Source organism: Arhodomonas sp. AD133, from assembly GCF_051195215.1.
In the GTDB taxonomy this organism is placed as follows: domain Bacteria; phylum Pseudomonadota; class Gammaproteobacteria; order Nitrococcales; family Nitrococcaceae; genus Arhodomonas.
In genome coordinates this window covers 18,507-31,518 of sequence record NZ_JBNAZM010000007.1, presented here as the reverse complement: position 1 = coordinate 31,518, position 13,012 = coordinate 18,507, and the positions used below count along the sequence as shown (strand labels likewise).

Sequence of the window (13,012 nt, the reverse complement as noted above, 5' to 3'; positions counted from 1 at the left end):
CCTTCAGGGACAAGGAGTCCGCCTCATGGATGAGAGCGTGTCATTTCGGCTACCGCGTCCGAAGCGGTGGATCTCGTTCGCCTTCTTCGTACTGGCCATCACCGGCATCCCGATTGGCGTGGTCATGCTCGGCTGGGAATTGCAGATTCCGACCGGGACCCTGATCGGGGTCGTGGTGCAGGAATGGGTCGAGTGGATCAAGACCGAGCCCGTCACCGCCGGCGCCTGCGGTCTGCTCGGGGTCGCGGCAGTCATCTTCGACCATCTCCAGTATCGCTACCAACACCGGGCACGGTTGAACCTCGGCCCCGACGGCATCGCGCTGCACAGCGGCTTGCCGCGATTCATAGCCGCCTGGCTGGAGCGGCAGTGGCCAGTGCGGTGGTCGACGCTGCAGCGGGTGGTTCTCTCGGGCACGGTGATTCAGCCCAGACTCACCTTCCATTCCCGAGGCGGCCACAGCGTGAGCGTCGACCCCGAACAGTGGCACCCACGTGACGCCACGTCCGAGACTCCGGTCTTCCGGCGTTCGCGACGGCGCTCACTACAGTCGCTGGTGGACAAGGACGATGGCCTGCCCCTTCTGCGGGCGCTGCAGGCACTCGGCGTCAACGTGGAAATCGAGCAGCCGACACCGACAATCGCCGAGCAAGGCACGCCTGCACGGGAGCTCATCCGGGTTCCGGATTTCGTGCTCGCGGGGTCAACGTTTCTGGCACTCGGTGGCTATGCGCTGGTGGATGGCTACCTTGCGCCTCCATACGCCTATATCGACGGCCCCCCATGGTGGCTGATGGCAGCGACGGGCGTCTCGATGACGATGGCGAGCGGATCCATTCTGCTTCTCCGCCATCGACTGCTCAAAGCGGACGTCGCAGCCATAGCCGGCTTTCTCGGCCTGGCCAGCGCGCTCGCTGCCTGTCCAGCGGGGCTCCGGCTCAACGCAGCGAGCGATCCGGATGGCCCGACTACCGCTCGCTACGTCGCCCAGCCGAACGGGACACTACGTCCGGTGACACCGGACGACGCGCCGGTTTTCAAGGCGCCGGCCAAGCTGCCGGCTGGTGAGCAGCAAGACATCGTACTCTACCGGGGCCTACTCAGGCGCTGGCAGTACGAGATCGCCAGCATGGGCGGGAATCCGTGATCTGGACCAGGCGGCGCCGGCACAACCGCCGGTTCACCGCCTGGTCACTAGCATAACCCGGATTATTCGGCGTATCGCGCGCGCACGGCGTCGATGGCGGGCTCGCCATCGCGGGTCTCGACACCTTCCAGCCACCCGGCCACGGTGTCCAGGTTCGCCGCGATCCACTCGGAGGCCACGTCCCCGGCATCTCGTTCCTTGTAGGCGTACTCGAGCACCCAGGCGGACTGGACGTTCTTGGCCACCACGTACTGGCTGAACAACCGCGCCACGTCCGCGTGCCTCTCACCCAGCCGCGGGTTGAGCACGGTGAGCACGTCGCTCTTGGTGCCCGCGATGGTCGCCTCGCCCACCGGCTCCAGGTACTTCATGTCGTACTTGGCGTTCATCCAGTGCGGCTCCCACCCGAGGAACACCACCCATTCCTCCCGGTCGATGGCGCGGCCGACCTGGCTCAACATGCCGCTGGTGCTGGACTCCACCAGCGACCAGCCCTCAAGGCCATGGCGATCATTGTCGATCGCCGCGCTGATGGCGTCATTAAAACCGGTGCCCGGCTCGATACCGTAGATCCTGCTACTGAACCGCTCCGCGTGGGCCGCCAGATCGGCTTCCGTGTGCACGCCGGCCTCCCAGACATAGGCAGGCACGGCGATACCCATGGTCGCGTCGGCGATGTTCGTAGCCACGACCTGAACCGCATTCTCCTCGACGAGAGGATCGATCATGTGCTTTTCGGTGGGCATCCAGCCACCGAGGTAGACATCCAGATCGTCGCTCTTGAGCGAGTTCAGGGCGAACGCCGGGCTGGCGTTTACCTGCTCGGTCCGGTAGCCCATGGCCTCCAGGAGCTGCGCAGCCACCTCGCTTTTCACCGTCACCCCCGGCCAGGTCGGCACACCAAAGCGCACCAGAGCGTCCTCGCCGGCGTGAGCCGGGGCGATCACACTCGTGGCTGACACGGCGAAGGCGACGGTCACCGCCTTCATGCACTTGCGCATGCAGCTCGTTATCATTGGAATCTCTCCTGTTGCGATGTTCTCCATCGTCCACGACGATGCGGCTCGAAACCTCGAATGGATCATCGGCAATAGCGATCCATGCCAGTTGACAACGGGCGCCGGTTACTTGCCGTAAAACGCCACGGCGGACCAGCGCGAGTGCGATGCGCACGCGTCGGCCTCGGTTCATCACGCTCCCGCGAATCGGCGATAATGGAAATCCACAGGCATGGGAACCGAAGCCACGACCATGGGCGCGCATTCACTCAACAACCTCAGGGGCACCGGTGTGCCGGTGCGGACCTGGACCGAAGACATCGATGCCCAGTGCGCCGCACAGCTGCGCAACATCGCCGGGCTGCCGTTCGTGTTTCATCACGTTGCCGCGATGCCCGATGTGCATCTCGGCAAGGGCGCAACAGTGGGCAGCGTCATTCCCACGCGGGGGGCAATCATCCCCGCCGCCGTCGGCGTCGACATCGGCTGCGGCATGAACGCGGTGCGTACCTCGCTCACCGCGGCCGACCTGCCGGAGAACCTCCGGTCCCTGCGTCGGGCCATCGAAATGCGCGTGCCGGTGGGTTTCGACCAGCACGGCCGCGACGACGCCCACGCCGGGGACTACCGGCCGCTCCATGACCGGCTCGAGACGATTCTCGCGCGTCACCCCAACATTCGGCCCAAACGCGTGGACAAGCCCGTCTGCCAACTCGGCACCCTCGGCGGTGGCAATCACTTCATCGAGGTCTGCCTGGACGAGGCCGACCGGGTGTGGGTGATGCTCCACTCCGGCAGCCGGGGCATCGGCAACCAGATCGGCACCTACTTCATCGAACGCGCCCGCGCCGCAATGGGCAACGCGCTAGGCCAGCTCCCCGACCGCGACCTCGCCTATCTCACCGAAGGCGATGACGAAGGCCTGTTCGCGGATTACATCGACGCCCTGGAGTGGGCACAGACGTACGCCCGCGAAAACCGCCGGGTAATGATGCGCGAGATCGTTGGCGCCCTCGCCGCCTCGGACGCGCTGCCGCCATTCGAGCTCACCAGCGAAGCGGTGAACTGCCACCACAACTACACGGCCGTGGAGCACCACTTCGGCGAACAGGTCTACGTCACGCGCAAAGGCGCCATCAACGCCGCCAAGGGCGTACTCGGCATCATCCCCGGCTCCATGGGGGCGTACAGCTATATCGTCCGCGGCAAGGGCAACCCCGAGGCCTTCAACTCCTGCGCCCACGGAGCAGGACGGCGCATGAGCCGCGGCCAGGCGCGACGCTCGTTCAACCGTGCCGACCTGCAGGCGCAGACGGAGGGCGTGGAATGCCGCAAGGACAAGGGCGTGATCGACGAGATTCCCGGCGCCTACAAGGACATCGACACGGTGATGGCCAGTCAGACCGACCTGGTGGAGACCGTCCACAGGCTCCGCCAGGTGATCTGCGTGAAGGGCTGAACGCCGGCGCCGATTTCTCCGCCTGCGGCCGCTACCGCTATCGGCTGTGGCGCCGCTGGTCCGACGGCCCGGCGGTCATGTGGATCATGCTCAATCCCAGCACCGCCGACGCCACCCACAACGATCCCACCATCGAACGCTGCCAGCGCCGCGCCGTCATGGACGGCTACGGCACACTCATCGTCTGCAACCTGTTCGCGCTCCGCACCACCGACCCACGCCTGCTGTACACCGCCACCGATCCGGTCGGGCCCGGCAACGACCTGGTCATCGGCGATCAGATACGAAACGTCAGCGCCATCGTGTGCGGGTGGGGTGACCACGGGCGTCTGCATCGCCGCAGTAAGCGAGTGCTGGCGATACTGCGCGCACTTCGGGCGCCCGTATTCGCACTCGGCGTGAATGCGAGCGGTGAGCCGAGGCACCCGCTTTACGTACCCTACCGCATACACCCGGCCCCGATGCTTCCCCAGGATGACGACGCGCCCTGTGACGCCCCTCAGGGATTGCGCTGCTCACCCTCTCGCGCCAGCAGCCGGCGCTTGCGCTCGGCGCCCCAGCGATAACCCGCGATCTCGCCGTCACTGCGCACGACCCGGTGGCACGGTACGGCCACGGCGACCCGGTTGCTGGCGCACGCACGGGCGACGGCTCGCGCCGCACCAGGGCGGCCGACCATGCGGGCGAGCTCCGCGTACGTTACCCGCTCGCCCGGCTCGATGGTCCGTAGCGCCTCCCAGACCTGGCGCTGAAATGCCGTTCCCTGAATATCCAGCGGCAGCTCCAACGCCCCGGTGGGCGCTTGCAGAAACGCCAGCAAGGTGTCGAGCCAGTGCGTGAACTCGTCGTCGGCTGGTGCCAACTCGGCGTTCGGGAATCGATTACGCAGGCTGGCCACGAGCTCGGCGTCGGTATCACCGAACTCGATGGCACACACACCGCGCACCGTGCCGGCAACGAGAATCCGACCCAGATAACAGCCCGTGACAGCGTACCGCAGCATCTCGCCCGAGGCCCCGCTTCGCCAACGTTGCGGGCTCATACCCAACTCCCCGAGGGCCGTCGCGTACGCGCGGCTGGGTCCGGAAAAGCCCGCCTCGTATATCGCCTCGGTCACCGACACGCCTTTGCCGAGAATCGACTTGATGCGCTCACTGCGGACCGCCTGGGCATAGGCCTTCGGGCTCACGCCGAGCTGGCGCTTGAATACCCGCTGAAAGTGCGAGGGACTCATGCCGGCGGCCTTCGCGAGATCAGCGAGGCTCGGCTCGTTCTCCGCGGACTCCAACCGGCGGCAAGCCTGCTCGATCGCTGCGCCGTGTGCCGAGGTCGACGCCTTGTCCGGACGACACCGTTGACACGGCCGGAAACCCGCCCGCTCGGCGGACACTGCGTCCGAAAAAAAGACGACGTTGTCGCGCTTGGGCTTTCGCGAAGCGCAGGTGGGACGACAATAGACACCTGTCGTCGTCACCGCGTACACGAACCGGCTACCGGGCTCGCCCCGCCGCTCGAGAACCAGATGCCAGCGGTGTTCGTCCAGGTCGTCCGCGCTCATGGCGCCCCGCGAGCGCTCGATATCCTCCGACCCCCTCATGCTGCCCTCTTCTCTGCCGCGACATCCTCGCCGGCGCCGCCAAAGCGCCGCCACAGACGTCCATCGATGGCCGACAAACCCAGAGCGATCAACGCAATGCCGACCACATGGCTCGGTGCCAATGACTCACCGAGAAACACGATGCCGAGCCCGATCGCCGAAGCGGGAATGAGGAACGTCACCAACAGCAGGTTGGTAGCGCCCGCAGAGGCGAGAACTCGAAAGTAGAGCACATACGCGACGGCCGTCGATAGCAAGGCAAGCCCGAAGACCGCTGCCCACACGCCCGCGCTCGGCACGCCGGATTCCCAAGGGCGTTCGGCGATCAGCGCGAGCGGCATCAGGATCACCGACGAAGCGGAGACCTGTCCGGCCGCCGTGATAACGGGCGAAATCCCCATGGCCCGGAAGCGACGCCCGAAGACGCCGCCCAATGCGTAGCACAGCGCCGCCGTCAGTACCGCGACTTGCGCCACTACGTCACGCCCGAGCCCACCCAACGCCGTCGGCCCAACCATCGCCACGACCCCGGCGAATCCCACACCGACACCGATCACCTTCAACCCCGTCATGCGCTCATCGGCGAGCAGCAGCCCGGCCACCACCACGGTAAACAGCGGCGTCGTCGCGTTGAGAATCGACGCCAGCCCGGAGGCGATCTCGGTCTGCCCCCAGGCGATCAGCGAGAACGGCAGAACGTTGTTGACCAGGCCCATCACCAGGAAGGACAGCCAAATCCGTACCGACCGCGGCACGCGAAGACCTATGCACGCGCCGTACGTCCACAGAGCACACGCCGCCAGGCTGACACGCAGCGTGACCACGGTGAGCGGTGCCAGCTCCGCGACCGCAACCTCGACGAAAAAGAACGACCCTCCCCATAGAACCGACAGCGTCAGGAGCATCGTCCATTCCCGGAACCCCATACGGGCATTGATCGAGCCTGTCATGTTCACTCCCGCAATGCGTGATTCCCGACTCATATGAAACGACACCCTGCGGGCGGCGGCATCCCGGTTCTTGTGCGTGAATGTTGCCGCCGGCGACGGAACCATGCGAACGAGGTTTCGACAACCTGGAGAACTGCGTACAAAGGGTCGAAACGCTGGACTGGCGATATCACGCTGGTGGAGAATCCGGTTCTTCCCGACCACCGCCGGCAATGATCGGCTCAGTACGAGCAGGGAGCTCGGATCCATGATTCGTGATTTCGAGCCGCAGGACATGGAAGCCGTCCTCGGCATATGGCTGGAAGCGTCCATACAGGCCCACGCTTTCGTCGACCGGGGCTTCTGGGAAGCCAGTCTGCCAGCGATGCGGCAGACCTACATTCCCGCCAGCGAGACCTACGTGCACGCGGAGGCGGACCGGGTCACCGCCTTCATGTGCCTGGATGGCGATACCCTCGCCGCACTGTTCGTCGATCCCGCGCACCAGCGCTGCGGCATCGGCGAACGCCTTCTCGCGAAAGCGAAGGCGCTGCATAACCGCCTGACCCTTACGGTCTACAAGGAGAATCTACAGGCGGTGCGCTTCTACCTCGCCAACGGGTTCACCATCATTGGCGAGCAGCGCGACGAGCACACCGGGCACCCCGAGCTGCGCATGACGCTCACGCCCTGATCGGCAAGCGGCGATGCCTGACGGGGGAGGTACTCACCGCGTCGCCCCGCCATGCGCCCGGCATCGGTGCGGGCAGCAGGCGCGGCGACGGCAGTCGATTAGCGTGGACCGTCAGCCATACCGACCATCGCGCCTGTGTCGGCCCCGGCGGCAATCACCTCTACCCTTCGGTTCTCCGCCATCGACGCCCCTCGCGGGATCAACGCCCCCATCCCCATCGCAATGACGGCTTCCCGGTTCACGCCGTACTCACGTACCAGCGCGTCGCGGACGCTGAGCGCGCGCTGGTTGGACAGGCAGATGTTAGTCAGCAGATCACCATCACGGTCGGAATGCCCAACGACGACCAGCCTGCCGCCGTCGCCGAGACGCCCGGCCCGTTCAGCGATTGCGCGCAAGCGCGCGTCGAATCGTCCGGCGACGTGACTCGCGCCCTTGGAGAAGAAGACCGGTTCCCCGACGGGGCCACCGGCGCCGTCAGCGCCCCCCTGCGCGCTCTCGTAGCCCCACTCGGGAACGGCATAGTCGAGAATCACCCGCGGCTGCCCATCGAGCTCGTTGACGTAGACGGCAACGTGTGGCGCCGCCACCTCCCCGTCGCTCTCGGCCCGCCCGAGGAAATAGTACTGATGCGCCGGTGAGCCATCGGCTCGCGGCCCGATATACAGCCGCCACCCGGCCACATCGCCGCACGCCCGTCGACGACACGCGTACACCGACTCGTACCCCGCTTCCACGAGCCGTTCGGTAACTGCCTCGTAGACGCCGTACGCCATGTAATCCGACGGATAGTCGTAGACTTCCCGCCACCGCGTTCCCGACACGACCGACTGCGCCTTCGGTCGATAGCCCCGTGTATATCGCTCGCTGTCACGGTCCTGGTAGATCAACGGGCCGGCGATGAACGAGAACCGTCCGCCAACGGCATGCTCCCGGTGGAAAAGCGTCTTGTCCTCCAGGTTCACGGGCGCCCCCGCCGCGGAACCAATACTCGCCCCCAGTAGGGCCAGAACAATGGCCGCCTTCGTCCACCGACCGATGGATCCAAACCCGTTGTCGCTAGCAATCATCAGAACTTTTCCTTTGCCGATCACGGCAGGTTGCGATCATGCCTGTCGTAGAAGACGTCACTTTCCATTCGCACGATCGATTGCGACGTAATGGCGATATAGCGGTCATGGTCATCCGCGCTCACGGCCGCGAGGCGATCGCACGCGCGCTGTTCGGGGCTGTCGGGGCCGATCGTGACCGCCGAGTGTATTAACCGGTCCAGCAACGGTGTGAGCAGCTCGTGGCACCAATAGGTCCGAACCTTGAGCAGGTTCGCGTCCTGTATATTGATTTCCTGCCGCTCTCCGTTGACATTCACCCGCCGGGTATCCGTGCTTCGCCACTTGAGGTTGTCACTCGGGATGACCGCCCGGTCGTCCGGCGGACCATCGGGCAGGCGCACTCTCCGTGTCACCGAGAACTTGTCGAAAATCTGCTTCGTCGGGCTGACGATCACCACCGGATCCACCGCTACCCAATCAGGGAGCGCATTCAACCCCGTCACCATGGCACGGCTCGTCGCGAAGGCGGATGCGTAATTGGTCACGCCTGTGTCGGCATCCATGTACAGCGGCATCATCCCGCGCGCCAGCGCGTCACGCATCGGTCCGCGCAAGGCGTGATTCATGGCCCCCGCCCGGGTGGCCTGAAACGTCGCAACGTTCAGTGTCGCCCGCGTCCGGTACATGTACGCGACCTCGAGAATGCCGAACAGCAACACGAAGAAAAGCGGCATTACGTACAGCATTTCAGCCAGGGTCGCACCCTGGCTTCGCCCGCGTTGCCCCCGATTGGCCAATCGCACTCGCATCACGCCATCCTTGCGCGTTCAACGCGCTGGTCTATTCGTCCGAGAACTTCAGCATCAGCCGCTTCTTGAGGTCCGTCAGAACCGTTTTCTGCTCGTTCCGGTCGGGCACTCTCTTCAGCGCGGTATCCAGCGTACGGGTCGCCTGCTTTACCCGGGTCAGTGCCAGGTTGTGCCACGCATCCACGTTTTCCCGGTCGTACTGCAGGGTCTTCTCATAGGCACGAATCGCCGCCGTGTACCGCCCGGTGCGGAAATAGACGTTGCCCAGCTTGAACCACGCCTGGGATACGGTCGGATAATGCTCCGTCGTGCGCCGGTAAAGACGCTCCGCATCGTCGAGACGGGCTTCGGCGTAGGCCGCGTTCGCCTGCCGGAGCAGATCCTCCAGGCTCGGCTTGCCGTCGGCGCGCTGCTGCACCGTCGCGCAACCGACGAGCAGGAACATGAATACGCAGACAACCGCGCGCAGCAAATAGCTCATTATTCGAAAACCGCCCTAATACCTACATCCAGCCCGAGTTTCTCCGCATTCCCGGAGGCCGTCTCCAGCGTGTCACACGCCCCGGAGCACCCTGCGAACCGCCATGGCCCGAGATCGTCCCGGCGCGCGAGAACCACGCCATCAGCATCCAGAAACACGACATCGATCGGAAACGACATGCCCACGGTGTGCACCGAACGGCACTTGCGAAGCAGCAATCCCTCCCCCGGCCCGAGTTCCCGCGAGAACAGCAACCCCCTCGCCCGCTTGAAGAACGACTCCGCAACGCGCACGTCCGGCAGCATCAAGTTGCCGTTTACATCATACAAGCGCATGCCGCCCTTACAGGTCATACATGAATTTCATGACGATCGGAAAAAACAGAATCACGAATGTCGTCGGAAAAATGAATGCGACCAGCGGAAAAACCAGTTTTACCGGTGCTTCCATCGCCAGTTTCTCCGCGCGCTGGAAACGCTCGATGCGCCGCTGATCCGCCTGAACCCTGAGCGTCTGGCCAATGCTGCCCCCGGTCTTCTCCGCCTGTGCCAGCGCAGACACAAGGGACGATATCTCTTTCAGCCCGAGGCGATCGCTCATCGCCCGTAGCGCGTCCAGCCGCGCCATGCCGGCCTTGATGTCGCCGAGCACCCGCTGCAGCTCGGTCTTCAGCGGCCCCTCGGGACCTTTGTCCACGGCCTGTACCAGAGCGCCGTTGAGGTTCAGACCGGCCTCGACGGCCATCGTCACGTAGTCGAGATAGACGCTCAGGGAGCGCACGATCTCCTTTTCCCGTTTCTTGCGACGGTCCTTGATCGAGGTCAGTGGCAGGAAATAGCCAATAGCAGCCGCCACCAAGGGCATGGCACCGACATCCAGCCCCGCCATGGCGAGTACCACCCAACACACGAGAGCTGCCAGCACCGCGATGACGACCTGCAGCCCGATGAACTGCTCCGGGCTCATCAGGAACATCAAGCCCGAACGCTGAAGATAGGCCCGTGTGCGCTCAATGTACTCGACGCTGATACGCTCACCGAAATAGTGGGCGAACACGTTGACCAGGGGCCATATGGGCCTCAATGCGGCGGGCAAAGGATCCAGATAGCGCCGGTCGTCACGCGGCACGGTCCGCCGGATATTGTTCACGGCGATGACGGCCACGGTGACCGATATCGCGAGAAGCGATGCGAAAAAGATAGGCATCATCGCACTCATGGCTCAGATATCGATATTCACGATCTTGCGGATGAAGAAAAAGCCAAGACTCTCCAGCACCAGTACTCCGGCGAGCACCGCCCAACCGATTGGTTCGGTGAACAAGCGCGCCATATGCACCGGCTCGAGCTGGTAAATCGCCACACCCAGTATCACCGGCAGCAGCGCCATGACGACGCCCTGCATCTTCCCCTGAGAGGTCAACGCGCCGATCTTTCCTTCCATTTCGTGCTTTCGCCGGATGGTGTCCGCCAGTCGTTCCAGGATGTCCGATAGATTGCCGCCGATCTCCCGGGATATACGCATGCTCGCGACCACCAGGTAGATGTCCTGCGCCGGCACGCGCCGGGCGAGGTTCTCCAGGGCGTCATCGAAGGTGACGCCGACGCGGACTTCCCTGAGAAACAGATCCAGCTCCTGGGCGATTGGCGGCAGCTCCTCGGTGACCGTGATCTCCATGGCCTGGAGCAGGCTCGAACCGGCCTTGATCGCACTGGCGAGCGCCAGCAGCACGTCCGGAAGCTGTCCGAGAAGGCGCTTGAGTCGCCGCGCCTTGAGATACCGCAGCAGAAACGGGGGCGTCACACCCACGACGAGCCCCGCCAGCAGAGCTGCCACGAACGTACCGAATGCCAGCCACGCGATCGCAGCGGCGGAGACGATTGCGATAACGTTGAGCAGAAAGACCTTGTCCGGCTCGATGAACAGGAAAAGGTCCGCAAGCCCGATGCGCGCCTCGGCAGTGAAGCGCGTGCGATAACGCTTGACCGCCGTCGCGAAGACACTGAAGGTCATCGTGGCCAGCAACGTGACGCAAAGGGCCACGAAGGCGGCCACAATCGTGGGCATCCCCACCATCAGTGCTCCGCACCCGCCTGGAACATTTCGAGATCCACCGGTATGCCCCGGTCGCGCAGATCCTCGTACAGGGCGGGAATATGGCCGGTGGCGACCAGCTTGCCGCGGACCTTGCCGTCGGCGTCATACCCGGACTGCTCGAAGCGGAAGATCTCGCCCATCTGCACCCGGCTGTTCTCGACGCCGGTCACCTCGCTGATACTCGTCACGACACGCGTGCCGCAGCTGAAACGCGTCTGCTGGACAACCAGATCCACCGCCGAGGCGATCTGCTCACGAATGGCGATCACCGGCAGATCCATACCCGCCATCATGACCATCACCTCCAGTCGGGACATGCAGTCACGGGGGCTGTTCGCATGCGCCGTGGTCAGGGAACCGTCGTGGCCGGTGTTCATCGCCTGGAGCATGTCCAGCGCCTCACCGCTGCGGCACTCGCCGACCACGATCCGGTCCGGACGCATGCGCAGGCAGTTCTTGATGAGCTCACGGATGGACACCGCGCCCTTGCCCTCCTGGTTCGGCGGGCGCGCTTCCAGCGATATCAGGTTCGGCTGATAAAGCTGCAGCTCCGCGGCATCCTCGACGGTGATAATGCGCTCGTCGTTCGGAATGAAATTCGACAGGACGTTGAGCAGTGTCGTCTTGCCGGAGCCGGTACCGCCGGAGATGACGACGTTGGAGCGGTTCGTCACCGCGGTCTCGAGGAAACGCACCATCGGCTCGCTCAGCGAACCGAATTTCACCAGATGATGCGCCTCGAGCTTGTCCTTGGAGAATTTCCGGATGGTGATACACGGCCCCTTGAGCGCCAGGGGCGGAATCACCGCATTGACGCGTGAGCCGTCCTTAAGGCGCGCGTCGACCATGGGCGAGCTTTCATCGATTCGACGCCCGAGCGGCGCGACGATTCGCTCGATGGCGAACGTCACCGATTTATCGCTGGTGAACGTAATGTCGGACTTGTAAAGCCGCCCGGCTTTCTCATAGTAGATTTCGTCTGCGCAGTTCACCATGATCTCGGTGATGTCATCCTGCGCGAGGAGCTCTTCCAACGGCCCCAGCCCGACGGCCTCGTTGATGACCTGCTGGATGATCTCGCCCTTGTCGAGCTCGCTTGGGAAATCCTTTATATCGTCGACGGCGCTCTCGATGATTTCCGTCGCCACCCGACGCAACTCGTCATCGCCCATCTCGTGGGTATTCAAGCGACGCAGGTCGAGCTGGTGAATGAGGAGCTTGTGGATCCTGCGCCGCCAGCTCTGGGTCAGTTCCTTTAGCCGCTCCGTGTCCTCCGACTCGGCCACGACCGGCACCTGGGCCTGGGCCTCGGCCACGGGCGCCTGCGCCGTCGCAACCGGTTCGGCGGCAGGCACCGGCGCGCTGTCGGCACCGACGACATCGCCGGTGCGCGGCGTTTCCACGGCGGGCGCCGACTTGCCCGCACCGTGGATGGCACCACCGACCCGGATCCGGTAGGAGTGGATCGCGATCTCGTCGCCATCGTTCAGCGGGCCGTATTCCTCGACCTTCGTGCCGTTGACATAAGTCCCCGAGCTCGTACCGAGGTCGCGCACGTAGACACCATCCGGCTGGCTGAGCAACCGGGCGTGCCTCTTCGCGACCTTCCATCCGTGCAACGTGATGAGGCACTCGGGATCCTTTCCGACAGCACACTCCTCCTGGGCACAGACGATGCTGTCGACTTTGAGACCACGCCGCGTAAAGACCGTGACTTCAAACATAGGGCAATTCCCGATTACCGGTGAG

14 protein-coding genes are annotated in these 13,012 nt (G+C 64.4%); 4 read left to right on the top strand and 10 right to left on the bottom strand.

The annotated features are described in order from the left end of the window. The first annotated feature begins 25 nt into the window (after positions 1–25). A complete protein-coding gene (locus tag ACPEES_RS06145) occupies positions 26–1,147 on the top strand; it encodes a hypothetical protein (RefSeq protein ID WP_435102118.1) in 1,122 nt (373 codons plus the stop codon). A 62-nt stretch (positions 1,148–1,209) separates the two neighbouring features. On the opposite strand, the gene ACPEES_RS06140 is transcribed toward ACPEES_RS06145, so the two are convergent. After that, positions 1,210–2,163 (bottom strand): ABC transporter substrate-binding protein, encoded by a 954-nt coding sequence (locus ACPEES_RS06140; protein WP_435102116.1) that lies wholly within the window; start codon positions 2,161–2,163, stop codon positions 1,210–1,212. A gap of 214 nt (positions 2,164–2,377) precedes the next feature. Between ACPEES_RS06140 and ACPEES_RS06135 the strand changes: the two genes are divergently transcribed. Further along, positions 2,378–3,604, top strand: a complete 1,227-nt coding sequence (locus ACPEES_RS06135) for an RtcB family protein (protein WP_435102114.1) — start codon at positions 2,378–2,380, stop codon at positions 3,602–3,604. Further along, positions 3,589–4,170 carry a DUF1643 domain-containing protein gene (locus ACPEES_RS06130; RefSeq protein ID WP_435102368.1) on the top strand — a complete coding sequence of 194 codons (582 nt, stop codon included), beginning with the start codon at positions 3,589–3,591 and terminating at the stop codon, positions 4,168–4,170. Before ACPEES_RS06135 ends, ACPEES_RS06130 begins: the two co-directional genes overlap by 16 nt. On the opposite strand, the gene ada is transcribed toward ACPEES_RS06130, so the two are convergent. After that, positions 4,104–5,201, bottom strand: a complete 1,098-nt coding sequence (ada, locus tag ACPEES_RS06125; RefSeq protein WP_435102112.1) for a bifunctional DNA-binding transcriptional regulator/O6-methylguanine-DNA methyltransferase Ada — start codon at positions 5,199–5,201, stop codon at positions 4,104–4,106. The genes ACPEES_RS06130 and ada overlap by 67 nt on opposite strands. After that, a complete protein-coding gene (locus ACPEES_RS06120; RefSeq protein WP_435102110.1) occupies positions 5,198–6,400 on the bottom strand; it encodes a DMT family transporter in 1,203 nt (400 codons plus the stop codon). The genes ada and ACPEES_RS06120 overlap by 4 nt, the downstream gene beginning before the upstream one ends. Between ACPEES_RS06120 and ACPEES_RS06115 the strand changes: the two genes are divergently transcribed. Continuing rightward, positions 6,399–6,824: a GNAT family N-acetyltransferase gene (locus ACPEES_RS06115; protein ID WP_435102108.1), complete on the top strand. Its 426-nt coding sequence runs from the start codon at positions 6,399–6,401 to the stop codon at positions 6,822–6,824. The genes ACPEES_RS06120 and ACPEES_RS06115 overlap by 2 nt on opposite strands. 98 nt (positions 6,825–6,922) lie before the next feature. On the opposite strand, the gene ACPEES_RS06110 is transcribed toward ACPEES_RS06115, so the two are convergent. The 7 genes from ACPEES_RS06110 to ACPEES_RS06080 are packed head-to-tail and all read right to left on the bottom strand — an operon-like array spanning position 6,923 to position 12,987. Then, positions 6,923–7,894: an OmpA family protein gene (locus tag ACPEES_RS06110; RefSeq protein ID WP_435102106.1), complete on the bottom strand. Its 972-nt coding sequence runs from the start codon at positions 7,892–7,894 to the stop codon at positions 6,923–6,925. 20 nt (positions 7,895–7,914) lie between these two features. Then, a complete protein-coding gene (locus ACPEES_RS06105) occupies positions 7,915–8,685 on the bottom strand; it encodes a TadE/TadG family type IV pilus assembly protein (protein WP_435102104.1) in 771 nt (256 codons plus the stop codon). Positions 8,686–8,716: 31 nt separating this feature from the next. Further along, positions 8,717–9,166: a tetratricopeptide repeat protein gene (locus ACPEES_RS06100; RefSeq protein ID WP_435102102.1), complete on the bottom strand. Its 450-nt coding sequence runs from the start codon at positions 9,164–9,166 to the stop codon at positions 8,717–8,719. Then, positions 9,166–9,501 carry a DUF192 domain-containing protein gene (locus tag ACPEES_RS06095; protein ID WP_435102100.1) on the bottom strand — a complete coding sequence of 112 codons (336 nt, stop codon included), beginning with the start codon at positions 9,499–9,501 and terminating at the stop codon, positions 9,166–9,168. Before ACPEES_RS06095 ends, ACPEES_RS06100 begins: the two co-directional genes overlap by 1 nt. A 7-nt stretch (positions 9,502–9,508) precedes the next feature. Beyond that, the gene (locus ACPEES_RS06090) at positions 9,509–10,372 is read right to left on the bottom strand and encodes a type II secretion system F family protein (RefSeq protein ID WP_435102098.1); all 864 of its coding nucleotides are present in this window, start codon (positions 10,370–10,372) and stop codon (positions 9,509–9,511) included. Positions 10,373–10,387: 15 nt separating this feature from the next. Then, entirely contained in the window at positions 10,388–11,242 is an 855-nt protein-coding gene (locus ACPEES_RS06085) for a type II secretion system F family protein (protein WP_435102095.1), read from the bottom strand. Continuing rightward, a complete protein-coding gene (locus ACPEES_RS06080) occupies positions 11,242–12,987 on the bottom strand; it encodes an ATPase, T2SS/T4P/T4SS family (RefSeq protein WP_435102093.1) in 1,746 nt (581 codons plus the stop codon). The genes ACPEES_RS06085 and ACPEES_RS06080 overlap by 1 nt, the downstream gene beginning before the upstream one ends. Between the last annotated feature and the right edge of the window lie 25 nt (positions 12,988–13,012).